The organism is Paenibacillus sp. J31R30 (assembly GCF_059692115.1).
In genome coordinates this window covers 723671-750394 of sequence record NZ_JCAUAV010000002.1, presented here as the reverse complement: position 1 = coordinate 750394, position 26724 = coordinate 723671, and the positions used below count along the sequence as shown (strand labels likewise).

18 protein-coding genes are annotated in these 26724 nt (G+C 46.0%); 4 read left to right on the top strand and 14 right to left on the bottom strand.

Translation table 11 applies throughout. The annotated features are described in order from the left end of the window. Nucleotides 1-377: 377 nt before the first annotated feature. The 8 genes from AC58QO_RS09305 to AC58QO_RS09270 form a co-directional block, all read right to left on the bottom strand. The gene (locus AC58QO_RS09305; protein WP_497265015.1) at nucleotides 378-2273 is read right to left on the bottom strand and encodes a DUF8034 domain-containing protein; all 1896 of its coding nucleotides are present in this window, start codon (nucleotides 2271-2273) and stop codon (nucleotides 378-380) included. Between the two features lie 21 nt (nucleotides 2274-2294). After that, entirely contained in the window at nucleotides 2295-2468 is a 174-nt protein-coding gene (locus tag AC58QO_RS09300; protein ID WP_497265454.1) for an SDR family oxidoreductase, read from the bottom strand. Between the two features lie 172 nt (nucleotides 2469-2640). After that, the gene (locus AC58QO_RS09295; protein ID WP_497265014.1) at nucleotides 2641-3486 is read right to left on the bottom strand and encodes a carbohydrate ABC transporter permease; all 846 of its coding nucleotides are present in this window, start codon (nucleotides 3484-3486) and stop codon (nucleotides 2641-2643) included. Further along, entirely contained in the window at nucleotides 3486-4403 is a 918-nt protein-coding gene (locus tag AC58QO_RS09290) for a carbohydrate ABC transporter permease (RefSeq protein ID WP_497265012.1), read from the bottom strand. The genes AC58QO_RS09295 and AC58QO_RS09290 overlap by 1 nt, the downstream gene beginning before the upstream one ends. A gap of 109 nt (nucleotides 4404-4512) precedes the next feature. Next, nucleotides 4513-5793 (bottom strand): ABC transporter substrate-binding protein, encoded by a 1281-nt coding sequence (locus AC58QO_RS09285; protein ID WP_497265011.1) that lies wholly within the window; start codon nucleotides 5791-5793, stop codon nucleotides 4513-4515. A 131-nt stretch (nucleotides 5794-5924) separates the two neighbouring features. Then, a complete protein-coding gene (locus tag AC58QO_RS09280; RefSeq protein WP_497265010.1) occupies nucleotides 5925-7520 on the bottom strand; it encodes a response regulator transcription factor in 1596 nt (531 codons plus the stop codon). A gap of 54 nt (nucleotides 7521-7574) precedes the next feature. Then, nucleotides 7575-9308, bottom strand: a complete 1734-nt coding sequence (locus tag AC58QO_RS09275; protein ID WP_497265009.1) for a sensor histidine kinase — start codon at nucleotides 9306-9308, stop codon at nucleotides 7575-7577. 932 nt (nucleotides 9309-10240) lie between these two features. Beyond that, the gene (locus AC58QO_RS09270) at nucleotides 10241-12880 is read right to left on the bottom strand and encodes an adenosylcobalamin-dependent ribonucleoside-diphosphate reductase (protein ID WP_497265008.1); all 2640 of its coding nucleotides are present in this window, start codon (nucleotides 12878-12880) and stop codon (nucleotides 10241-10243) included. Between the two features lie 292 nt (nucleotides 12881-13172). Between AC58QO_RS09270 and dat the strand changes: the two genes are divergently transcribed. The 4 genes from dat (at nucleotide 13173) to AC58QO_RS09250 (ending at nucleotide 17119) form a co-directional block, all read left to right on the top strand. Continuing rightward, entirely contained in the window at nucleotides 13173-14003 is an 831-nt protein-coding gene (gene dat / locus AC58QO_RS09265; RefSeq protein WP_497265007.1) for a D-amino-acid transaminase, read from the top strand. A 278-nt stretch (nucleotides 14004-14281) separates the two neighbouring features. Next, complete coding sequence (locus AC58QO_RS09260; RefSeq protein ID WP_497265006.1) at nucleotides 14282-15337, top strand: ABC transporter substrate-binding protein; 1056 nt, start codon at nucleotides 14282-14284, stop codon at nucleotides 15335-15337. Between the two features lie 73 nt (nucleotides 15338-15410). Continuing rightward, on the top strand, nucleotides 15411-16325 hold the full coding sequence (locus tag AC58QO_RS09255; RefSeq protein WP_497265452.1) for an ABC transporter permease: 915 nt from the start codon (nucleotides 15411-15413) through the stop codon (nucleotides 16323-16325). Further along, nucleotides 16325-17119, top strand: a complete 795-nt coding sequence (locus tag AC58QO_RS09250) for an ABC transporter ATP-binding protein (protein WP_497265005.1) — start codon at nucleotides 16325-16327, stop codon at nucleotides 17117-17119. Before AC58QO_RS09255 ends, AC58QO_RS09250 begins: the two co-directional genes overlap by 1 nt. A 60-nt stretch (nucleotides 17120-17179) precedes the next feature. Here AC58QO_RS09250 and AC58QO_RS09245 read toward each other — a convergent pair whose 3' ends face one another. The 6 genes from AC58QO_RS09245 to AC58QO_RS09220 form a co-directional block, all read right to left on the bottom strand. Beyond that, complete coding sequence (locus AC58QO_RS09245) at nucleotides 17180-19084, bottom strand: hypothetical protein (protein WP_497265004.1); 1905 nt, start codon at nucleotides 19082-19084, stop codon at nucleotides 17180-17182. Between the two features lie 104 nt (nucleotides 19085-19188). Then, nucleotides 19189-20106, bottom strand: a complete 918-nt coding sequence (locus AC58QO_RS09240) for an ABC transporter permease (protein ID WP_497265003.1) — start codon at nucleotides 20104-20106, stop codon at nucleotides 19189-19191. 154 nt (nucleotides 20107-20260) lie between these two features. Then, nucleotides 20261-22492, bottom strand: a complete 2232-nt coding sequence (locus tag AC58QO_RS09235; protein ID WP_497265002.1) for a helix-turn-helix domain-containing protein — start codon at nucleotides 22490-22492, stop codon at nucleotides 20261-20263. 159 nt (nucleotides 22493-22651) lie between these two features. Then, nucleotides 22652-24316, bottom strand: a complete 1665-nt coding sequence (locus AC58QO_RS09230; RefSeq protein ID WP_497265001.1) for an extracellular solute-binding protein — start codon at nucleotides 24314-24316, stop codon at nucleotides 22652-22654. Between the two features lie 176 nt (nucleotides 24317-24492). Beyond that, nucleotides 24493-25365, bottom strand: a complete 873-nt coding sequence (locus AC58QO_RS09225) for a carbohydrate ABC transporter permease (RefSeq protein WP_497265000.1) — start codon at nucleotides 25363-25365, stop codon at nucleotides 24493-24495. A gap of 455 nt (nucleotides 25366-25820) precedes the next feature. Continuing rightward, complete coding sequence (locus AC58QO_RS09220) at nucleotides 25821-26660, bottom strand: lipoate--protein ligase family protein (protein ID WP_497264999.1); 840 nt, start codon at nucleotides 26658-26660, stop codon at nucleotides 25821-25823. Between the last annotated feature and the right edge of the window lie 64 nt (nucleotides 26661-26724).

Sequence of the window (26724 nt, the reverse complement as noted above, 5' to 3'; positions counted from 1 at the left end):
GATGCCTTTAAATTGTATATTACACTTCTTCTTTTAATTGTTTCGTGATCTTCAAGCATAGGTTGAAATGGAACTGTACCTAAATACAAAACTTTAATATTAGTCTCGTATACAAGCCATGACATAAACTTGAAATGATTCATCATTAGCTTATATAAATTTAATAGATTTTGTGAATCATCAACTCCTAGATACTTACAACTCGATAATTCTCTCACTCGTTCCTCTCCGGGATATCACGATGAGCTGCTCATATTGTTCGAATTGATCCGGATGAATCTTAGCTACCTTTATCTCAGTCAATTTTGCGATTTCATGAAAATCTCTTTTCAATTTAGTTCAGCTTTTTCTCGCCCACTAATCAACATTTGCTTATTCTATTCTGGCCAAGGCATCCCATATGTTGGCTCATTGACATACCGTTCCATCGACGCATGTAACGTAATACCTGTACCCGCAGGAAGTGAAATATGAAGCCATTTTCCATCAACACCTATTGTTTCGGTCACATCACCGTTTTGATTCATAATTTCCACCTGTAAAAACCGATGTTCTCCAAATACACCAGCTTGAACAATCACTTCCCGATCATCGAATAAGCTAGTGTTGACCAGATGAATCGTAACTGAATCGTACGTTAGCTTCTCCACCAATGCGGATATACCGGTCGGCAATCCAGGACGTTTCGATTCAACATCAAAATATCGAACGCGACCATGCTGCATCCCGCCATGTGAAAGGTGCATGGGACCACCTAGCGTCAACTGCACGAGTCCCTCAAAATAGAGTGGGCACATTTCTTGCCAAGCATGTATGCTGGAGAAGTCACCCTCGCTGTACCGCTGTGTCCAGTTGTATGGATCTCCTTCTGGTGAGCGCATTTTGGCTAGCTGTTTGCCTATAAGTTCATAGTTCGCCGATAAAATCTGTTCTGGATAATCAGGATTCCGCCCGCGAATATATTGATACCATGGTTGCGTATTGCCAATGTAATGCTTCGTATTTCGTCCAGTTTTCTTGTCGCCGCCTGAAACCGTAGGCACGATAACCTCATTCCAATCGTGATCTTTCGGAATGCGTTCAATTCGTTCTAAGTCTTCGGTCGCCATTGACATCGTCCAAAGGTACACAGGATATTGGGGTGATGCTTTACGGAAATCCGTCCAACCGCTATCGAAATGTTTGTGTGGAACGACCCACTTGCCATCTAGCATTTGACGCAGCTCCCAATTTCGGTCAATCTGCTGTCTAGCCAGTTGCAAATTGTTCAAGTCACCTGTAAGCATGGCTGCATTCATACATGCATTCGTCAAAGGCTCGATAATGGTAAGTAAACCATGCGGCCAACGCCAGCCATAATACCCTCCCCACCACTTACCATCGTTGTATTCACCGATTTCGCCAGATAACCCAATATTGTCCGGAATGATTCCGCCATTTAATCGCGTCCTCTCTTCCCAAGCGCTTACATACTCAACAATCCAATTCCGAAACCGATCATCTCCCGTATGAAGAAAGGCATGTGTAAGCAGCCCTGTGGCATTCAAATTCAGCGGCACGTCACCTCGGTTCATCCGCTCATTCATCCTCTGAAGAATCTGACTATAGATCTCATCATTTGACCATGGACACTTACCGCTTGCAAAATCGACACCCGGAATATCTTCGTATGGTGCCAAGTAATCATCCAAAATTCCCCGATGTGTACTCCAGTCTTCTTCGGTGACTTGAAACCTGGGACCACGACTGCCCGTTAAAGGCGAGCGGATCAGCTTATTCTCTTTATCGTAATTTGGTGCTTCTAGATCGTCCCCTGTGTACATATTTGCAAAACGGACGGCACGTTGGCGATCTTTGGGTGTTGCAGGTCCAGCCAAACCAAGAAAATATAAGTATAAATAGCCTTCACCGTGATGCATCCAATCATAATACCCATCAAATTCTCTATGAATTTGCCCATATTCCGTCCATTGCCATGTGATACCTTCCCATATCTTACGTGATACCTCATGTAATTCAGCACTCCCCCCCAGAACATATAAGAGCGCCAAATTCATAAAACCTTCATACGGATCATCCGAACCGTCCATGCCTGGCCAATCATTACGCCAAATCAAAGTGCCATCCGAATGTGTATATCGATCAACAAATTCACTTGCCGCTTTATTGAGGGTTGTAAATAGAAGTTGCTCTTGAAGCGCCCACTGCGGAGGCGTCAATTGCTCCGATGCCTTTATACAGAGAGGCTTTTGAGAATTATTGTTCGAAGTCATCGTGTCTCTCCCTTCTTATAGCTAGTCTCCAATAAAATATCCCCCGTCAACCAGAATTTCAGCGCCATTGACCCATGCTGACTGCGAACTTGCCAAAAAGACAATTACGTCAGAAATCTGTTCGGGAGTTGCCAAGTTTGGTGCTTCTTGATAAAGCAACATAATCCCCGAATCTCTACCGCCATTCCCTACCATGTCCACGTCAATCTCTGTCTCCCGAGTTATAAAGCTAGTCACAATCTCATTGCGAATCGCTAGGCTTTAACATCGGTTAATTTCATTTCTTCCTCATCGAATAACTCTGCATATTTTTTGTATGAAAGGATTGGTACCATAGACAACTTGTATATCCCATTAATTAGAAATGCTAGCCCTTGAGACCGGAGGTAGCAACCCCCTCTACAATGTAGCGCTGCGCAATGAAGAATACGAGCGTACCAGGCATTACCGAGAGCAGTGCCATCGCGAATAATTGCCCCCAAGGTGTCGCCGATTCGGAATCGACAAACAACTTCAGCGCGAGACCAACCGTGTATTTATCAATTGACTTAATGTAAATCATGTGTCCTAAAAAGTCATCCCAGTTCCACAGGAAACAAAAGATTGATACCGTCACCAATGCCGGCAAAAGCAACGGCATAATGATGCGGGCATAAATCATAAACGAGCTGCATCCGTCTATTCTCGCCGCTTCGTCCAGCTCAAGTGGAATGCCACGGATAAACTGGACAAGAAGGAAAATGAAAAACGAACCGCCGATCCCTCCCGCAAGCGCATGAGATACAAAAAAAGGAAGATAAGTGTCAATCCAACCGAACTTGTCAAACATGATGTATTGCGGTACGATCGTAACTTGATTCGGCAACATGAGTGTGATTAGCACGATGGAAAACCATATGTTGCGCAGCGGGAAATTCATACGAGCGAAACCAAAGGCAACCAAACTGCAGGAAATGATCGACATGACTACAACGCCGAGGGTCAGCTCTAGGGTATTGACATAAAACTCCGTAAATGAGTGGTTCGTGATCGCATTCCATCCGTAAGTGAAATTGTCTAAGGTCGGACTAGCGGGGAACAGATTACTCGAGCTAATCTCTGAGGCTGGTTTAAACACGGCGCCAAACCACCACAACACAGGATATATCATAACCAAGCAGATAACGAGCAGAAGTAATTGGGAGACTAGACGATTGCGCCTGAGTGTCTGCATCAGCGCTTCCCTCCTTCCGATTCATAAAACACCCAGGACCGCGACGAAGCAAAAATAAGCGCAGTCAAGATAGCGATCAACACTAACATAATCCAGGCCAGTGCAGAGGCATAGCCCATTTCAAAGCGTGTAAATGCTTTTTCGAACATATAGAGTGCGTACATATAAGTTGTATCCAGCGGACCTCCGCGGGTGATAATGAACGCCTGTGTAAACATTTGGAACGACCCGATCATTTGCAGCACCAAATTGAACAAGATAATAGGCGACAGCATGGGCAGTGTAATATTGAAAAAACTTCGGATCCTGCCAGCTCCGTCCACTGACGATGCTTCGTACAGTTCTGGCGAAATTTGCTTCAACCCAGCAAGGAAAATTACCATCGACGAGCCGAACTGCCACACCGCCAATATAACGAGCGTCCCGAGCGCCGTTTCAGGCACTCCGATCCAATTTTTACCTGTTATTCCGATCAGAGCGAGAATGCTGTTAACTAAGCCCTCACGTCCGAACATATTACTCCACAAAATTGAAATAGCCACACTGGATCCGATTAGCGACGGAAAATAAATGACGGTGCGGTAAATAAAAATACCTTTCAATTTCTGATTCAGCAGCATCGCAAGCAGCAATGCGGCCGTCAGTTTAAGTGGAACAGAATACAACACAAACAAGAATGTAGCTTTCAAGGAGCGAAGAAATTGTTCGTCGTCAGTAAATATTTTTGTATAATTTTTTACACCCACCCAATGGGCCGCTTCCAACAGTGAATAATCGGTGAAAGAGAAATAGAGCGACGACGCCATCGGCCAAACTGTCAGTAGGAAAAATCCAACCAGCCATGGTGATATGAACCAGTATCCTTCAAATAGATTTTTCTTGCGCTTGCTTTTTTTTACTTTAGGTACAGTCTCCATCTAGATTCCACCTCCTGTATTGATGCAAGTTCGCTTAAAAAAAGGACACCTCAACGGTGTCCTTCTTGAAACCGATTTCGATTAAGATTTCCATATCTGGGTCTTTCCATTATTTTACGATTTCTTCATATTTCTTTTTCAGATCGTCGTATGCGACTTCTGGGGTCTTGCGGTCAAATGCCACTTCTTGAGCAATTTTAGTATACTCACCCGACCATGCCCCATAGCTTTTAGGCCTGCTTGTGAAGGCAACAGCGTCCTTACTTGCGCGTGTGACTTGCTCAACAATCATTTTTTCCGAATCTTTCAGCTTCGGCATTAGACTGTCGGACACTTTTTTAGACACCTGCGCCCCCCTTACGAGTGACAAAATATCCCCTGCCTCAGATTCATTGATAAACCAGTCTATTACCTTTTTGGAATCCTCGGCATTCTTGGAATTGGCTGCAACCGTGAAGAACTGGGCCGGGAGTAAATAGCTCCCCGATTGCTTGCCTTTCGGTACGTTCGTCATCGCGAATTGGCCTGGCTGAACCGAGTCCCATCCGCTGAAGGAAGCCGCGTAATTGATTACGAAAAGGATATTGCCGTTCAGTAAATTGTCGAGCTTCGGATCATAAGTCTTGTTTGCCACCTCAACATCGGTTGGCGGCACGATGCCTTCTTTTCTAAGCTGGGCGTTAAGCTTTTCAAACTGGACATACGTATCTTTGTCGATATTGAATTTGCCATCCGGCGTGTGAAGGAAGCCCTTACCCTGAGCGAGCTGGTAGATTTCGTAAGAATGCGGAGCCGTAGTAAAGTCGCTGAGCACATATTTTCCTTTTTCCAGCTTCGGTTGAATTTGTCGGGCCAGAGCTATCAACTCATCCCATGTCCAGCCATTTGCCGGAACGGTAACGCCCAGCTTTTCAAGCGCAACCTTGTTGTAAATGAGTGTGGTTGAATTGGCTCCGATCGGAATGCCGTACTGCTTGCCGTTTACTACTCCGGCACTCAACAGGTTTTTATCGATATCCGCCGTATTGATTCCTTGTGACAAGTCTGCCAACTGATTGCGAAGGCCGTATTCCATCAGATTGATCGTATCGATTTGCATGATATCCGGCAAATTCTTGGCAGCCGATTGGGTTGCCAGCTTTGTGAAATACGTATCTGCTCCCATGTAATCTGGTTCGAAGGTAACGTTCGGATTCTTTTTGGTGTAAGATTCCAAAGCCTTGATCGTAGCATCATGACGGTTTTGCGCTCCAGCCCACGTAACACGTAGCTTGACCGGTTCGGATGTCTTCGGAGAACTGCTTGCCGCCGGCTCTTTTTTATCGACGCCGCACGCCGTAACCATTGCTGTTAATAGAAGAACCATCAAAATTAAAAAGCCTTTTCTCATTTTCTGCCACCCACCTAAGCTGATTTTATTGTTAACCTGAGTTCAATTATAAAAGACTTCCATAGCCAATTGTATAATACAAATCAACAATAACTTTCAAATAATATGAAAACCGGTGTTCTTTCTACTAGTCATTTCTTAAGCAGCTCAGTCGGATTTAACCCGGTATATTTTTTGAAAAGCGTACTGAAATACGGAATATTCGAATAGCCGACTTTCTCGGCGATTTCGTAAATGTAAAGCTTACCTTCCAAAATCATTGCCTTTGCCTTCTCCATCCTCACTCGGGTAACATATTGATTGAAAGTTTCTCCGATGACGTTGCGGAAAATCTGTCCTAGATAATTTCGTGAAACTAACACCCTGTCCGCCAGATCACCAATCGTAATATTGTCGGCATAATTCTCGTGCACATACTGGATCATAAAATCGATTGCTTGTTTATGTCGGACGTTCTCCTTCCACTCCCTGCCTCCTACGATATGCCCGATTACGCTGCCGAGCCACTGCCCTAACATCGCAGGGGTAAATTCGTCTTCGCCTACTGCGGATGGATCGAAAACCGGCATCGGGTCCTCCAATTCCACTCCAACGTCATGCATTGAGTACGACAATACCGCCCACAATTCTCGGCTGAAGTCGAGCATCTCGCCAGAACTGATCACTCTCCGTTCTTCGATTTGCTTCAAGTAGACGGTAACTATCTCCTCCGCTTGCGTCTCGTGGAAATTTCGCAGCGCTTCTGCCAGTTGATGGTAGAAGCGCTGGGAACGAATCGGCAGTTCTTGATCGCTAGACTGGATACCCAACCTGCGATCTTTTTCTTCGGACAGACACTTGAAGGCTGCTTCAAAGGAATCTGCGGCATGCTGCCAATGAGCAACGATCGTACCGACAGCCAGAATCACTTGAAGACGCAGGTAGGTTTGGATGCAGCTTTTGATTCGTTCTTTTGTTTCCTCGACTTGTTTCAGCAGTTCCTTGTCCGATGACGGATCGTCCGGCAAATTTAGCATGATTACGGAGCTATGTCTGTGCAACTCGATATAGTGGAAGCTCGGCCATAACGGCTCGACCACCTCCTGAATCACGTTGCTAAGGGCGAAACGAAGCAGGCTCCAGTCCTTCATTTTCCAGCCTTCGAGTACGTCCGTTTTTTGGACTTCCAGGCCTAGCACGAGATGACGGCCTTTCCACTCCGATGTAAAACTCTGCAACTCCGCTGTACGTGTATCGCCCTCCCGTACTGTACCAGTCACTAGGGATCTCAGCCACTCCTTGGCGACGTAGGGCTCGTACTGAAGCAACTTCTCCTGCATAACTATATCGTTGAATCGCTTTTCCATCTCTTGGGACAGATTCTCTACCGTCCGCTGCAAGACTTCTTTCAGCGTTTGTATCGTCACCGGCTTGGACAAATAATCGTCGACACTTAGCCGAAGCGCCTGACGTGCGTATTCGAAATCAGAATAACCGCTCAGTATAATGAACTTGCCTTCAAAATGCTCTTTGCGCAGCCGTTCTATCATTTCTAAGCCATTCATGACGGGCATATTCACATCGGTGATGACGATGTCTGGCTGCAGCTCGAGGACGAGCTCGAGTCCCATGCGTCCGTCAATGCTCTCTCCAACCCATTCTGCCCCCAGCTCTTCCCACGGAATCGATGCGCGCATGCCTTCGAGAACGTTGCGGTCATCGTCAATTATTACGATCTTCCAGCTCATTGATGTGCCTCCTTAATAAAAAATGATCATAAAAAGAACACCATTTTCGTTCGTCTATACTTGAACATGAAGCGGTATGCGAAGTGTGACGACCGCGCCGCCTAAGGCACCGTTGCCTAACTCAATCCGGTAGTTTTGCCCGTAAAACGCGTCGAGCCGTTCGCGAACATTACGTATGCCATATCCGCCGCGCACTCCGTTCTTTTGCGTCTCACTCTTATCTGGGAAACCGGCGCCGTCATCCTCTATCCCGATGACCAAATTTTCACCTTCCTCGGCGATGATAATTACGATCGTCCCGAAGGTTCTGCCGTGAAACCCGTGCTTGAAGCTATTTTCAACGAAAGGCTGCAGCGTCATTTTGGGAATCGTTCGATCTTTGCAACTCTCCGTCACGTCAAAACGATAAACGAATGAATCAGTCAATCGAATTTGTTGAATTTGTATATAACATTGCAAAAGCTCGAGCTCGTCGCGAACTGTTATTAGTGATTCACCGTTCGATAGGTTGAGCCGCAGCATACGTCCCATCAATTCCAGCACGTGACTCATCTTCTCCTGCTTGGCTCCTATCGCCATCCAGTTGAGTTGGTCAAGCGTATTGTACAAGAAGTGCGGATTGATCATCGCCTGCAGCGCTTTAATCTCCGTGACCCGTTGACGTTCGTACTGTTCACCCAGCGAGCTATACAAGTCCTCGATCCGCACGATCAGTCTCTCATAACCATGGAATAACTCGCCGAATTCATTTCTGTAATCGCGGGGCATCTTCTTATCGTCAGTTCGGCTTGGATAGTGATTCATGAGCTTGAGCAGCAAATAGATAGGCTTCGTAAACTGCCGGTTCAGGAACAAAATGATCGGCAGTACGACCGCAATCGCCAGCAATCCGATGGTCGTCAGCGCGATTGCCATTCGGCGGCTTCCCTCCGTAACCTTGTCCCAGGGAGTTACGTCGAATAGCATCCAATCGGAAGCCGCTATATTCGACCATACGATTAGGGATTTCAAGCCGAAATCGGCTTTCTCGCCTTTTATATAGGTGACACCGTCATTTTTATGAAGTTCCACAATATCCATGTACTGCTCTGTGTATCGACTTATTTCATTGCTGCCAATTTGAGTAATGATCCTTCCACCCGAATCGAGCAGCAGCCGGTTCGAGAACTTCCCTTTCCCTTCGAGCAGCTTCTGGACATCGGTTGCCTTCAGATTAATGAGCAAAGTGCCTTTGTAGTCGCCAGCGCGCGAATACAGCTTGCGCACAAAACTGATAACCGCTACATTACCTTGATAAGTATCGATCGTATGCTGGCCGATCCATACGAATTCGGATTGTTTTACGACATTGCTGTACCACGACTGCTCTTCCATACTCCCGAGTGGATAAAACTGGACAGGGGATTGCCGGTCATTATCGGGAGGTGCATCCATATACAGGTGAATCGATGATATGATCGGCATACTGAAGCTCATCGTGAGTAGAGAAGCTTTAACGGCAGATAATGAGGAAATATTGTGATAGGAATCGCCTTGTATGGTAAGAAAATCCAAAATGTCGTTATTCTGGGAGACTGATAAAGAAATCGAATCGATAGTCGCGAATTGCGCCTGCAGTCGCTCATTGAGCTCTGTCAATATTTTCTCTTGATATACCGATGTATTGGTGACGATGCCCGAGACCGAAAACCGATAGCTGCTCCAGATTACGACGGCCAGGACGAGTGCGATGAATATCGAAAAGCTGCTGAAATACAAAAAACCGATGCGATATTTTTTAAAAAGCATGCTAACGCTCCTCTCGTCTCTTTATCAAATGGAATGTCCCGTTCACATCTCTTTAATTTAGCCTCGGGGAGGCACTCAAATTGCTCTGTCTCTGGAGCAACAGATTTGTCAAACCGATCATATCTCCGGAGGTTGGGATAAGGACATTTTGTCTAAATCGAAGCCGCATTCACACAAAGGAAACTCATTGCTGACACGATCCCTGTAAAATAATCTAATTGCGGACAGCACCGTGGTGCCGCTCGGGTAATATAATTTACTTTAGCCAATCTTAGCAGATAACCACGCAAGCTTCCATCAGTATGCGGAGTCAAGCGATAAGCAGCGGCTTTGTTGGTTCCATTTTAACCTCCAAAAAAGAAATGCATAGGACGTAGCCCCATGCATTTCTTTTGATACATTAATTGTATTTGTTTATGTTAGTAATTTATTAAAAATGCCACTCTTGCACCGGGTACATATGGTGGGGTGTTTCTACGTAAGGTAACAGGGTTTGCTGGCTTTATCTATACAATTGATTATGCACCACAATGCCTGGAACTGATCCTCTACTGAACGGAGATATTAGATAAGTATGATTCTGATATTATGCCTTTATAAGTGTTTTTCCAGCTATCAACATGAACAATTGCGATTTTTTCTGCGTCTTCAATACACCCTTCTCGTATCTTTATTAGGTTTGTCTCACATCCTTCAAATTAATGTTGATTTCACCTTGTGAGTTATACAATATTAATGTTGGTCTAACTAGCATTAATGGGAAATTAAACACGGGGATTGGCTTTTAAATTCCTCCTGGCATTAAACATAAATCCAAAAACCATTCAACCTCGGCATTTACATATGTTTCTTTTATTTTCGATATTGATGAAAAAACAACAACAACAACAAAAAAAAAAAAAAAGAAGCCAGGGCCCCCGCCCTGGCTCTCTTTACGAACATCTGCTGTATCCGCAGTTGATACAATTCTTACACCCTTCGCTGTTCACCAGCGAAGCGGAACCACACGACGTGCACAGGTCCATCGACGCGCTACTCGTCGCGCTCGGACCTGAGTGCCCGTGAGAACCTGCACCGCCTATCGCTGGCGCTGCGTCAAGCACTTCGCTCGTCGCGGTCACGTAGTTCCGCGCGTCGTCTGGCTCGCTCATCACTTCGTCGTGCTGCTCGAGCGCTTTGGCCACCGCGTCTGCGATCGACTCGACGCGGTTGTTGCCGAAACCAATGGCGCCGGAGCCGCCAATGCCTTTCAAGTGCTTCACGAGCAGCTTCACTTTGTCACCGTGATCACCATAACGCAAGAACAAGGAGCACACGCGGCCGAGTGCTTCGGACATCGCGAATACGTCAGACCCTGCTTTTCCTACGTTAAGGAAAATCTCGCTTGGTGTTCCATTCATATCATTGATTGTGATATACGCCATACCGAACGGGGTATTCACTTTATAGGTAGCGCCACGCAGAATTTGCGGACGGCGCTTGTATTGCTTATCGAAGACTTGTTCCGTCTTAGCGTCCACATTAACCGCAAGCTTACCAGACAGACGCGACAAACTCGTCTCGTCCTCAACAGCCTCTGCCGCGACAGCAACTGGAGCTACTTCCGGCTGAGCCTCAACTTTCACTTCTTCCTTCTTATCTGAACTCGTGCTCAACACCTGAACATCACGACTGCCATCGCGATAGATGGTCACACCTTTACAGCCCAGATCATAAGCCAACTCATAGAGTCGTTTGGTTTCTTCAACCGTGAAGTCAGCAGGACAATTAGCCGTCTTCGAAATCGAGCTGTCTACCCAAGTTTGAATCGCTGCTTGCGCGCGAATATGATCCTCAGCGGACAAGCTCATCGAGGTAACGAAGTAATCAGGCAACTCCTGATCTGGATTCGCATCCTTCCAATTCTGTGCAATCGGCACATATTGTTTATCGAAGCCTAGGCGGCTCTGACGGTAGTATTCGAATGCAAAATAAGGCTCGATTCCCGTCGACGTACCAACCATCGTACCAGTACTACCCGTTGGTGCCTGTGTAATCACAGTGACGTTACGCATCCCCTGCTGACGAATCGCTTCACCAACCTCCGGATAGACGCTGGTCATTTTCTTCATAAAGCCGCTTTCCATAAATTTATCTGCAATGAAGGCTTGGAAGGATCCCTTCTCACCCGCAATCTCAGCTGAAGCAAGATAAGCTTCTCTCGCCATGAAACCATAAATCTTATCCAAGAATACTAGTGATTCCGGACTGCCGTAACGAATTTTCAAAAGGATCATCAGCTCAGCGAGTCCCATGGTTCCAAGACCTACGCGACGTTCGTTTTGCTGGTTCGCACGATTTTCTTCAAAATGATACGGTGTTTTATCAATCACGTTATCAAGAAAGCGAGTCGAGTAACGCACAACCGTGGCTAACTCCTCCCAAGCCACATCTCCCTTATCGGCATCATAGAATTTAGACAGATTGATTGCGGATAAGTTACAAACGCCCCAAGCTGGAAGTCCTTGCTCTCCGCATGGATTCGTACAAATAATCGGATTGAAGTACCAGCTGTTGGACATTTGATTGTAATACTCTAAGAAAACAACACCAGGCTCAGCTGATTTCCAAGCGGATTCAATAATCGAATGCCACACATCACGCGCTCGTACCGTGCGATAAGGTTTAACAACTTTGCCTAACTTTTTCCAAGCATCTAGGTTGCCGTCCCATAACTCATTATACTCAGGATCTGTCGTATCTGGGAAAACAAGCTCCCACTCCAAATCCTCCTTCACAGCTTTCATGAAGCCGTTGCTTACGCACACGGATAGGTTCGCGTTCGTAATTTGCCCCATCGTGGACTTCACGGTAATGAAATCCTCCAAATCAGGATGCCAATCATTAATCATCAACATTAACGCTCCACGACGACTTCCACCTTGCTCGATTAATCCCGTCGTATAACTAAATAAACCACCCCAAGAAACAGCACCGCTGGAAGAGCCATTCACTCCCTTAACAATGGAACGTCTCGGACGAAGGGACGATAGGTTGATCCCAACGCCACCGCCACGCGACATAATTTCCGTCATTTCAGTCAACGTATTCATAATACCGCCACGGCTATCCTTCGGGGAAGGAATAACGTAACAGTTAAATAGCGTTAACTCATCGCTCGCATCCGCTCCAGCTGCAATTCGCCCACCTGGTACAAGCTTCCAGTCATTCAGAATGTATCTGAATTTCTCCGTCCATTCTTGCCGTTGCTCCGCTGTCTTCTCAACCGATGCCATTGCACCAGCCAAGCGATCCCACATTTCTTCCGGCGTTTTTTCCATATTTAACGTTAGCTTCTCAACTGCAGATTCAACTGTTTCCCCACTGCGAGTTCGAACTTTCACGATATTTCCATCTCGACTAATAATTTCGCCGACCTCTTTGGCAGGGAATTTCGGATCATCCTTCGTCAGAACAAGGACCGTGTCCCCTACTTTTGCGTGGCTGGTATCCGCATTTTTTAATGCGTACCGATCCAAAAAGATTTTCTCACTTAAACCATCCAATTTCTTACTCTCGTAAACTTTCCCCATAATTCATAAGCCTCCCAATAAACTGCATTTTCAGCTGCAATTAAGATAGAAGAACTGCAAGAAATGATAGCCTACAATTCACAATATCTGGTATTACCCAAACATTATACTACACAAGATATGGTTCAACCATTGGCAAAAGTCCTAAAAATACGAATTCCCAATCTTCAACCAGATTTACTAGCTTTGACGCGTCTCTCTTCCTTTGTTAACCTATAAGTAGGATACCACAAGATGACATTTTTTAGAACATATGTTCCATCATTATTTTTTACCAAAGGAGCGCACCCACATGTATTTTTATAAAAATGAATTCGTAAATAAAAAGGACGTACTGGTTTCACCCGACGATCGCGGGTATTATTTCGGTGATGGGATCTATGAAGTTTTCCGTGTGTACAATGGACACCTCTATGAAACTGAAGCCCATATGCAACGTCTCCAAAGAACAGCTAGTGAAGTTCGTTTACCTTTGCCGAACACGAGTGATGAAATCATAGACGTTCTCAATAAACTTATCCAGCATAATAACCTCATCGAAGGCACGGTTTATTTGCAGATCACGCGAGGAGAGGCGCCACGTGCTCATCCCTTCCCTGCTCAGGCTGACCCCATTCTCCTGGCATACTGTTCGGAAGTGAAACGTCCGCTGGCTACGATCCAGAATGGTATCACAGCCGTCACACAACCGGATATTCGCTGGTTACGATGCGATCTCAAGACGCTGAATCTGCTCCCCAATGTCCTTGCAAAGCAAGCTGCGCTTGATCATGGTGTACAAGAAGTCGTGCTGCATCGGGAAGGCACGGTGACAGAATGCAGTGCCTCGAATTTGATGATGGTCAAGGATGACATTCTGTACACCCATCCAGCCAATCATCTCATTCTGCACGGCATTACTCGAGCTGTCGTATTGCGCATAGCACATTCACTCAAGCTTCCTATTAAAGAAGAAGCCTTCACAATTGAGCTGCTGCTGCAAGCGGATGAGGCTTTCATCACAGGTACGACCGTGGAAGTCACGCCGATCTTACAAATCGATGGTCAATCCATCGGTACAGGTACACCTGGGCCATTAACCAAGAAGCTTCAAGCCGAATTCGAAAGAACCTTCCTTAATTAGAAGGAACACACCACCTATTTTTCAATGTCAAAAGGGCAATCCTCAGTCATCACATCGGACTGTTAGGGATGCCCTCTTTCATTTTTCCGACAGATGTTTACAAAAATATCACAAATACTTATAAAACAATTGACGGAATCCCACGAGGCAATTAAACTATGGTTAATTCAAAATGAGCTTGGACTCTCTGCACCTCCACACTTTGCCAAACAAAAGCGTTAAAGTGGTGCGAGAGCAATGCGTCCAAGCAACAACTGGGAACTTCGAGAGGGGTAATAATGTTGAAAAAGAAAGCACTCGTATCATTCGCATTATCAGCAGCACTTATGGTCGTAGCAGGTTGTGGACAAAAAGCTGAGCCAACAACGGCAGCAGGCGGTGCGGCTTCAGCAACTCCGGCAGCTTCTGCAGCTGCATCCAAAACGTACAAAATCGCTATTTCACAAATTGTTGAGCATCCGTCTTTGGATGCCACTCGTCAAGGCTTCTTGGCAGCATTGAAAGATGCTGGTATCGTTGAAGGCACGAATTTGAAAGTTGACTTCAACAATGCGCAAGGCGATCAACCTAATAACTTATCCATTGCTCAAAAAATTGCTTCAGCAGACAACGATCTTGTACTAGGAATTGCAACACCATCCGCACAAGCCATCGTACAACAAGTGAAGAAAGCACCTATTCTTTTCGCAGCTGTAACTGACCCGCTTGCAGCCAAAATCGTAAGCAGCGTAGACAAGCCAGGCGGCAATGTATCCGGAGCTTCAGACACGAACCCAATGGCGGTTGCTCAATTGATGGATTTCGTTGCTGCAAACATGCCTAAGGTGAAGACGGTTGGCCTTGTTATCAATGAAGGTGAACCAAACGCTGTTATTATGGCTAAAAATGCGGAACAATCACTAACAAAGCATGGCATCAAGCTTGTTAAAGCGCCTGTAACGAATACATCGGAAGTGAAACAAGCTGCACAATCCCTTGTTGGCCGTGCAGATGCTTTCTTGATTACCCTTGATAACACTGTAGTTAGCGGTGTGGATGGTATCATTCAAGTCGCAAACGAAAAGAAAATCCCGTTCTTCTCCAGTGATCGCGATACCGTGGAAAAAGGAGCTTTCGCAACAGTTGGCTTCAAATACTACGATCATGGCTACCAAGTAGGTCAAATGGCTGTCGACATTCTTAAGAATGGTAAAAAACCAGCAGACATGAAAGTAACGGTTCCAGACAAAATGGATCTCATCCTAAACCTAAAAGCAGCTAAAGCACAAGGCATCGAAGTAACGGATGCGATGAAAGCCGCAGTAAAAGATAAAGAGAAAAACATTATTCAGTGAGCAATGAAGAACACAAAAGGGGTGAACGTCGCTTTCGTTCGCCTCTTTTTTTCAAAGTTAGGAGGAATTAATGATGCTAGATTCAATCTTTGGTGCCACCGAGCTAGGTCTTCTCTATGCATTGATGGCGCTAGGTGTTTATATTACGTTTCGTATTCTTGATTTCCCCGATCTAACGGTGGATGGAAGCTTTACAACAGGCGGTGCCATTGCTGCCATTCTGATTGCACATGGCTATTCGCCGTGGCTAGCTTGTTTGGCTGCTTTTGCAGGTGGACTTATCGCTGGCGCTTGTACGGGACTGCTTCATACGAAGGGTAAAATTAATGGGCTTCTCTCAGGGATTCTGATGATGATTGCCCTGTACTCGATTAATATGCGCATCATGGGCAAGCCGAACATTTCGCTGCTAGGTGCAGACACGTTGTTCACCTCGATGAGGCCAATTGTGCTTGTGATCATCATTGTCATTGTGTTCAAATTGTTGCTGGATGCTTTCCTGCATACGGATCTGGGTCTCTCCCTCAGAGCTACAGGAGACAATGCGCGAATGATTCGCAGTTTTGGTGCAAATACGGACAATACAACAATTCTAGGCTTGAGCTTGTCAAACGGGTTAGTGGCGTTATCCGGAGGACTCATCGCTCAACAGTCGGGCTTTGCCGACATTTCGATGGGGATCGGTATGATCGTCGTAGGACTAGCTTCTGTCATTATTGGTGAAGCGATTTTTGGCGCTAGAACGGTGTTTCAGGCGACATTGGCTGCAGTGCTTGGTTCCATTGTGTACCGAATTGTAGTCGCGCTGGCGCTCAGAGTGGAATGGCTCAAAGCATCTGACTTGAAGTTAATTACCGCGATCATCGTCATTATCGCGCTCGTACTGCCTTCGGTACAGCGAGCCATTAAGCAAAAAGCGACGGCTAAGCGCCGTTCCGCTGAGCTCATCGCTCGCGCGATAAAAATGAACAACGGAGGTGAGCGATAATGCTTCAGCTCTCGAAAGTTTCTAAGCTATTTAACCCCGGTTCTGCAGATGAGAAAATCGCGCTAATCGGCATTAACTTAACCCTAAAGCCCGGCGACTTCGTCACGGTCATCGGCAGTAACGGCGCCGGTAAATCGACGCTGATGAATATCATCTCCGGCGTCATGACGCCGGATGCCGGCGAAGTGCGCATCGATGGTGAAGTCATTCACCATCTGCCGGAATACGAGCGCAGCCGCTGGATCGGCCGCGTCTTTCAAGACCCCATGGCGGGGACGGCTCCTCGAATGACCATCGAGGAGAATCTCGCCATGGCCTATGCCCGCGGCAAGAAGCGCGGGCTGAGCTTCGGCGTCACCGCGAAGAAGCGCGCGTTGTTCCTGGAGCAGCTGCAGCGCCTCGGCATCGGCCTGGAAGGCCGTCTGCGCGCGAAAGTCGGTCTGCTCTCCGGCGGCGAGCGCCAAGCCCTCAGCTTGCTGATGGCGACGTTCACCAAGCCGCAGATTCTGCTGCTTGATGAGCACACAGCCGCCCTAGATCCCGCGCGCGCTGAACTGATCACACGATTGACAGAGGAAATCGTGCGCGAAATGAAGCTGACCACACTCATGGTCACGCACAATATGGAGCAAGCGATTCGTCTCGGCAACCGCCTGATCATGATGGATAAGGGCCGCATCATCCTCGATGTGAACGAAGAACGGAAGAAAAACCTAACCGTAGAGCAGCTCCTCGGTGAGTTCGAGAATATTAGCGGCAACAAGCTTTCGGATGACCGAGTCGTACTCGGTTAGACACAAAAGGGCAGCTCCAGAAGCCATCACTCTTGGCTTCTAGGGCTGCCCTCTTTCCTTTTAATAAGTCGTCAACGTCACTTTACCAATCTGCGGATTCCACACAGAACCCGCTGTATTATTCCATCTCATCTTCACATAATTCACGCCGATTAAGCCGGATAAAGAGTACGTATACTTTTTCCAATCTCCCGATCCGCCTGAAATGGCAGGTGTCGCTGTCGTCCAAGTCGATCCATCCGTAGATGTATAGACTGTGAACGCAGAAACAGCTTCAGAAGGCCAGAAATATGTAACCGCGCTGAACGAGTTCACCCCCGGCTGATACCACACAATCTCTTCATTTGTCTTCGTTGTTCGCTTCGCTCGAGACGTATCTCCCTCGAATTTCGCGGTATTCAACGTATCAAAGTTCAAATTAGCCGTGTGACTGTAGGTTTTGCTCCAGTCATTCAAATCATCGACAATCGTGTTACCGCTTACAGGAATAGCCCTGTCTTTGGCTGGATTCGTGTTACTAGCTCCCCAATCTGTTCCTACATTCGGTCCGAACAAAGGATATGCCTTCCCGCTAAGGAACGATGGCTGCGCAGTCAAATACAAGGAGGCTGGAATGTTCGACGTAGAGCTTAAAGAGCCCCAGTTGATTGTACCGCTCGTCAGTTTATTGGCACCCAGATAATGACCAGACCCCGCAGTAGAAATACTCCCCACGTAATTGCCGATCATATTCTGATTCACGGTGGACGTGTTATCGGTACCGATCTTACCCGTTGCCTTATTGCGAAACCAGGTGTTATACGGACCAGTCGCCGTCATCACAGGGTCACCTGCCTTCGAATTATCCGCATAGCCTTCCTTGAAAGTGTTGCCTTCGATCAAATTCATGTAGGCATAATTCGAATGGAAAGCCAAATCGTTATAGTCGGTATAAGGCGACTCCAACGAATTATAGCTAACGACAGAGTGGTTGGCTCCTAATTGAAGCAGAATGTGGTGTCGCAAATCCCATAGTTTATTGTCAGTGATGCGAACACTTGTTGAGGCATTGTTGACGATGCCATAGGCGTAACCGCCAACATTTTTGATAAAAGCGTCATGGACATAATTCCGTTCCACGACGACGTCTTTACTGTTGTCGATCGAGATGTGTCCTCTGCCGCTCAGGATAGATTCATTGTCTTTGACATAGCTGTTCACAGTCCGATTGAGGACGAGATTATTCGTATTTTCAATCGTTGGCTGAACCGTACGCACGAGCTTTATTTTCTCCACGCCGACATTGGGCAGCAGATTCAGCTTTTGAACCTTCGGGAGCTTGGCGGCTGGATAATCGAGCCCAATGATCTTACCCAACGTGAGTACGTTGCCGCTTTTTGCGGTGATTTTAAACGTTTGAGACTCCGTGTACGTACTCCAAGCCAGCTTGCCGCCTGAGAGATACAGGAGGATATAATCGTCTACATTCAACGTGCTCGCGTCGTCTACGGTAATGCTTTGGCTTCCTGCTGCCGGTGATCCTGTCACGGATACTGGATCTCCGACCTTGCTGCCATCAAACCGCAGCTCTGTATTCACATTTGAAGAATCGCCAATCAGAAACGTTGTTTTCGTTAGGCCATTTCCGCGAATAATAATATTTCCCGTAGTAATACTTAGCGGTGTTTTAAAGTAATAAGCGCCATCTGGAAAATACAAGATACGACGCCCTGAGGTGCTGTTGATCATGTTCTGGACAGCTATCGAAGCATCTACACTTGGATTATTGACAGGGACGCTGTACGAAGTTACGTCGAGTGTCGTCCAACCTCCTGGATCGCCCCATGCGGTATTGGTATACCCTCCTGCCGGAAAGATGTTTGTCGGTAAATCACCATAATCAAATGCCAACACCGTCAAGGGACTTGCAACCAAAAGCGATAAACCCAAAGCCACACTTTTCAACCATAACTTTGTCTTGTTCAATCTCTCATTCACCTCATTCATTAGTATTGCAAGCCATATCTAGCTGCGTGGATGAATCTTCAACCTGTCCTATCCCCTCCCTTCATAATCGTCCTCAATTCCTATTACCACATGCTTTGACCGAACCTGCGTGCTACGCCATTTGCAATCACAACAAGGATAAGCCCCACCAAGGACTCAAATAGACCAACTGCTGTCGACAAGCTAAATTGTGCGTTGCGCAGACCCACATTATAACTCCATACACTAATGACATTCGCAAGGTCTGAGACGACCGGATTGCCAAGCACATAAATTTGATCAAAACCTACGTTCATCACACGGTCCATCGAAAGAATGAACATCAACGCGATAATAGGTGCGAGACCCGGCAGCGTAACATTCCACATTTGCTTCCACTTACTTGCCCCGTCAATACTCGCTGCTTCATATAAGCTCGGGTCGATCGAATTGAGCGCAGCCAAGTAAATAATGGCGGAGAAGCCTGCCTCTTTCCAAATCCCAGACCCTAAGAATATCGCCAGCCAAGAACTCTTATCATACAGAAAAGGAAAGCTTTCACCAGATATCGCTTTACTTATCGACGCCATGACCCCATGCTCTTGCGCGAAAATAAGCACAACAAAGGATCCAATAATAACCCAGTTTAGAAAATGCGGAAAATACACAAGTGTCTGAATCGTTTTCTTGAAAAATGACTTCCTTACCTCATTGAGCAGGACAGCCAATATAATCGGAAACGGAAACCCAACGATAATACTTAATGAACTGATCACAAACGTATTTCGAATGATTTTGAACATGTTGGGATTATTGAACATCAATTTGAAATTAGCTAATCCCGTCCAGGGACTGCCCCATATGCCATCTGTGAAATTATAGCTTTTGAAAGCAATAACCAAGCCGCCAATCGGCACATATTTGAAGATAATAAAATAGATCAGAACGGGGATGAACATAACCAGAAGGGGGGCGTTTAATCCCCAATATTTTTTTCTGGAATACATGGCAGGTGATTTCATTGTTGTTGCTCCTTTCAGTGGCACATCTTTTCTCAGTAATTATCTTTACTTTACGTGGCACACTCCCCCTTCTCAATACACAAGAATCCAGTATATACATCCTGTACACAAAGCTAAAAAGCATCCACCCTAATCAGGTGAATGCTTTAAGGACTTACGACGCGCGATGCAGCTTGCGATAGTCACCAGGCGTCATCTGCATCATCTTTTTGAACATTCGAATGAAGGACAGGGAGTGGATATACCCAACCTTCAACGAAATGGATTGAATCGACTCGTCTGTTTCTTCCAACAACCGCTTCGCGCATTGAATTCGCAAGCGCGCCAAGTAATCAACGAATTTTTCTCCCAGCTCTTGCTTAATTAATTGGCTGACTTGCTTGTCATTCAACTCAAAAGCTTCGCCGATCATATTCAGCGATAAATCCGGATTGACGAGCTGCTCATCGATAAATTTCTGGATTTGCCGAATGACCGAGCGATTCGAACTTCTGTCATGAATGACCGTAATGTTGCTGTATTCCTCATCCAGCTGCTTCAAGTAGTGATCCGCCAGTTCATCCAGCAGTTCATAATGATCCAAAATCTGCAACAAAGCAGGATACGCTCGCGATTCCCAATGCGCTGTATAAACTGCATTCAATTCTTTCATCGCATGATTCAATTGGTAGTTGAAGTATTCCATTGTGATGACGATATCGTCCTTTACCGCATGTTCATCTCGCAGATTGCTAATCAAATGTTGAAACGCCATGCGCCACTCTTCGTTGCCCTGTTTGAACATAATGACGACTCCGCGTACATGCTGTAGGCGATTGTACACATCACTATCCATCTTCGGTTTTATTTCGAGGAAATAAATTACGCGACTTAGACCTAGAACCGTCTTATATTTTAACGATGTGACCGCTTCTTCATATGCGAGAGGAATGTCCTCAGACTGTCCAGCCAGAGAGCTTAATCCCGTTGTTACGGTAAAACGCAAATGCTCGTTCACCCACTGGTGCAATTCCTCCAAGGCAACTTTCGTCCCTTGTCCATCAGATGCTTCTTTCAGAAACAAGAGTACGCCCAGCCGATCGTTATCGATCCATTCACCCCAAGCAGCCAGCCCGTGCTTTTCGGCAATCTCACCTGTCACACTTTTCAGAGCAAATTTCAATAAGGTCTGATCCCGATGATTGTAAATCTCACAAAACTGCTGAAATTTATCAATTTCGATAACCGCCATCTGGAGCGCAGTGTAATGAGCGGGAAGTCGATACGTCGCCAGTTGTTCCTGCCATGCTTCAGGTGTATACATTTTGCTACCTTGTAGTAGATCAGTAAACAAGACTTGCTTCCGATAAACCATATCTTGTCTGTGTTTCTGTTGGAATTCATTCGATTGATCGATGAGCTCTGTAATGGCATTTTGGATAAAATGAAACTCATCATGCCCATCCGTCTGTTTATCGGAAACCTTCTGGAAAGCCCCCGCACGCACCTGACGCAAAATAGATTCAACAGGTCGGTAATGATTCTTAGAAACATGGATAATCCACCATATCCCAATGCCTAACATCACAACCGTGATCACGATCCAAAGAATGTATAGACTTGAGAACAAGTAAGTAAATCCGCCTTCTTTTAAACCAATCTGCATGACCCAGCCGGTATAGGCAGACTTCATAATACCAGACTGTAGCGTTGTGGAGGTTGCAATAGCTTTACCTGTTCGATTGATCGCATAGTTATTGGCATCCAACACTTGAATAAAGCTGTAATGCGAATAAGCCATGGCATCGATCATTTTCGCGATATAATCCACATTCACATTGATGACAATGAATCCTTTGTCTCCCGTTAGAAGAGGCGCTTTACGTACGATACTAATGACGCGTCGAGGGCTCTCTCCGATATATTCCGAATAATTGCGAACAGGCAGCCATTCGGTTGGGTTTCCATTTTTAGCCATACGTTGTATAAATTCAGCATCTCCAAACAACTCAGAAGGAACGATGAGACTTCTGCTTAATACTTTACCGTCGCTATTTCGATACAGATAGGCAGAGTCAATTTCAGGATAACCAGAAACGAGCTGTTCCAGCTTAGAGGCTGGAAGCGCTAACCCGTTATAACGATCTCCCTCAGCTGCAAAATAAAAACCATTCAACCCATCATTATAATTGAGCTCACGCAGCACGCCCTGATCGATCTGCTTCAGCGTCCGATCCAGGTTGCCAAGCGCCTGCTCCATAAATATGTCATTGGCCTTTTTCGATTGACTTTGCGTCATATAATTGGTGAACACGAAAAATAAAACAGATAACAAAAACACAATAATGACGAATACCGGAATGTATGAAATGAGGAGCCGATTAAACCAGTTTTTATGGATCTGCATGTTACAAAACTCCTTTGAAGTTAGGCTGGTTGAGTTCATTGTAACCTGATCTGTTTGACTTGCAAATACGCTATTTTCAGTGATATACATTTTTCCTCTGGACACTGAAAAAGACCGGAGCAGAGAACCATTCTCTGTCCGGCCTTAAGGAAATGCGAATTATTTCAAGTTATAAACGTCTGTAACCAAAATCGCTTTATCTTTATTCGTTTTATACCAGTTTTGGAACCACTCATCAACCTTCGGTCCACCTGCTTTACTCCAAATATCCTGGGACGTTTTAATCGCTTGCTCCGCAGAAATACCTGGTGTTACGATAGCTTTCACGTATTCATCAGGTGCACCCGTTTTGGAAGCGGCACTTTGAATGTTCGGTACGCTTTGCACGATCATATCCAAATCTTTTGGAATCGAAGGTACTTCCAGTAAATAGCCGGCTACCGGGCGCTCAGGAGCAAGGTACAGCTTGCGCGCTTCGATAATAATACGCTTAAGTTCTTTCTGTGCAGGCACGCTGTCGCTAAGTGAATCAATTCTCGTATCACAAGTAGGCATTCCTGGAAGCGTTGACATCATCATGCTGTAATCCCCGGCATAGCTGCGTTCTTTTTTGTTTTTATCTGCGTCAACTGGTTGCGGGCAACCTTTCGCATCGAGCTTGTAGTGCTCGCCTTCAATTCCCCATTTCAGTGCTTTAAGCGAGCTTTCTCTGGTCAAGAAATCCAGATATTTAATGACCGCGACTGGATCTTTCGCCTTTGCATTTACAACTGCAGCATTTTGTACAGGCGATGTGACTGGCGGACTGAATTGACCGAACGAGCTTTTCGGCAGAACGATTGGCGTCACGACCGCATTTGGATCGTTTTTCAGCAACGTTTCCATCTCGATTGCACTTGGTACCCCACCTGTATAGAAGCCCAGCTTACCATTCAAGAAATCCCGCTTCGCCTTATCCCCCGTCGTATCTGCTGCAAAATCTTTATCAATGACATTTTCTTGGAACAATTTCTTCTTAAACGTTAAACTAGCTTGCTGATTCTCCCAAGAATATTGCAGGTTGCCGTCTTTCAAATTGTAATTGGAGAACACCGGCACACCGAACATGAAGTCAATCACTTTCTGGTTATAGCCGCCACCAAGTGTAAGGCCATACGTATCGTTCTTGCCATTGCCATCTGGATCCTTCTCTGTAAAAGCTTTCGCAACAGCAAACAACTCATCCGTCGTTTTCGGAGCTTCCAAGCCCAGCTTCTTCAGCCAGTCCGTACGAACCATGAACACCCAGTTCACTTCCAGCTTGCCAAGTACAGCGATATCATACATTTTGCCGTCGGAACGTGTACCGAATTTTTTGAGAAGTGGATTTCTTTCCAGCAATGCTTTAAACTCAACGCTATTTTTCGCAATTAAGTCATCCAAAGGCAGCAATTGCTTGGACTCATACCAAGAATTACGGTTTTTCCCATCATAATCTTGAATCAAATCAGGAGCCTCACCAGAAGCAAACATCACGTTCAGCTTATCCTCTGGCTTCGTACGAGGGATCGGTACGAACGTCACGTCTACAGGGCCATTTTTGTTGATCCACTCAGTCCAACGGTTTTTATCCAGCGTCCCTTCTTCCGGAACCATGTTCCCGCGATCATAAATGGTGGTAGATATCTTGCCTCTCTTCTCAGGAGCTTTTGATGCTTGCGTGGTGGATGTGCTTGTCGTTGCTTCCGATCCCTTGCTATCCTCCGCCTTGCCGCATGCTGCAAGTAAACTGATAGATGCTAAAGCAACTGCTACTGTGGATACAACGATTAATCTCTTTTTCATTCGGGTAGACCTCCTCAAGAATGGACGACCTTGTGTTCATCAGCAGAATCACCGATGTGGTTCGCTTGACCTCACTGTAGACTCGCTGCAATCCTTCCAGCAATATACAAGAATCTCTGTATATACATCTTTTTAGGGGATATACCTTTTTCAGCGATATGCCGATTTCGGGTTCATTACCCTTTTACCGAGCCAATCATAACGCCCTTCACGAAATGCTTCTGGACAAAAGGATACACAATCAGCATCGGGAGAATCATGACGATGACACCGGATGACTTGATGGACTCTGGCGTAATTTGAATCGATTCTTCTGGACGTAAATATTGATCGACTTGGACCATGCTATTCAAAATCATTTGTTGGACGAGAACCGTTAAATTCTGCTTAAGCGGTGAATTAATATAGATGAGAACGTTTTGAAACATGTTCCAGTAGCCGACGGCGTAGAACAAGATCAATGTGGCGATCGCAGGCACCGCCAGCGGCAAATAAATCCGTCCGATGAGCCACCATTCATTACAGCCATCCATTCTGGCCGCTTCATCAAGCTCAGCGGGGATATTCTCGAAGAAGGTTTTCAAAACCAACGTATTATACACGCTGACTAATGCCGGCAGCCACAACGCCCAGTACGTATTCACCATGCCCAGATTCTTAATCAATAAGTAACCGGGAATTAAGCCAGCACTGAAAAGCATCGTAAAAATCAGCATCATCGTGAACGTCTTTCTTCCAAAGAAATAACGCTTGGATAACGGGTACGCCGCCAAAATCGTAAACCCAATACTTAGTAAGGTCCCAACGACCATAATCTTGACACTGTTGGCAAACGCAGGTAAAATCTGTGTCCCTTTGAATAACAATCTGTACGATTCCAAGTTCCAACCTATTGGCCATAAACTGACATGTCCTGAAATAACGGCCGGCTGATCACTGAATGATAACGCGAGCAGATGGATCAAGGGCAGTACACATGTGATCCCAATGACGGTTAGCACCAAATAATTCAATGCATAAAATAATTTCTCTCCCGGTGATGCTTTCATCGGACTCCTCCATCCACTTCTTATGATATAACACCACTTTAAAGTGTGAGGAAAGTTCCTTCAATACACACGATTCGGGTATATGTCGAATGAGCGTTCCAGGCTGTCTCTACGAGCCGCCAACCCCCATTAGTCCGAAATTACCTAATTAATTCCTCTGTCGGCACCAACAATCATCAATTAGTCCGAATTAACCGAACTAAATCGCCCCAAACGACCCCCACCAACGAAATATGGGCTTTTAGTTTGGCAGAATCTGACTATTCATGCTTTTTCGCACGAAATCCCCGATTTAGTTCGGAAATACCGGACTACTATCACCCCCGGCGCCTTGCACTCCCTTCCCGAATGAGAAAGGGGTAAGCTTCGCTTACCCCAGAACCCAAAACATATAAATTCTTATCTCTTCAAAAAAGGTTGACAAGCATGAATGCCTTGCCAACCTTTCACAACAATTAACGCCGTAAATTCCATTCATCCGTACCATATTTCTCGTTCACTAAACGTTCTGTAAGTTGGGCCTCATAGTCCGTCAAGGACGACTCAACGAGTTCAACCCCAAGCCCTAGCGCAATTTCACGTCGGAACGCTTCTTCTACCTCACCCAGCGTGACTTCCTTCTTGCCTTGCGCCCGCAGCAATTCATTAATCGCCACAGCTTTCTTCAAGAAGCTCTGTTTCATGCGATCTGCCACCTTCTCATTAGAAAAGCGCAGCATCCGAAATAATTGATCCGTATCCATATCAAGCAGGATCGAGCCGTGCTGCAGCACGACGTTTTTCTGGCGAACCTGCGCGCTGCCTGCCACTTTGCGACCTTCAACGACGAGCTCGTACCACGAAGGTGAATCAAAACATGCCGCTGAACCAGCGGAGGCATATTTTTCTTTTTCCTCATCGCTCGCGAGCTGCACCATTTCCGCTTCAAGACCTAGCGCTCGAAATCCTTGCAGCAGCCCCTCACTTAACACGCGATAAGCCTCCGTCACATTGCGGGGAATACCTGGGTAATCCTCAGCCACGATGATGCTGTACGTCAATTCTTTATCATGCAGCACAGCTCTTCCGCCAGTAGGGCGTCTAACAAAGCCGATGCCTTCGCTCGCCACGGCTTCCTGGTCTACTTCTGCCGCCTTTTGAAAATAACCGATCGATAAGGTTGCTGGATTCCATCCATAGAAGCGCACCGTCGGTGGAACCTTGCCTTCACTATGAGCGGTTAGAATCGCTTCATCTAAAGCCATATTTTCAGCAGGAGAACGATCTCCTGTATGTATAAATCGCCAAGCTGTCATCGCAATTCGTCATCCTTTCCTCTACAGCGTCACCTTTTTCCATAAACCAATTTCTATCATAGCA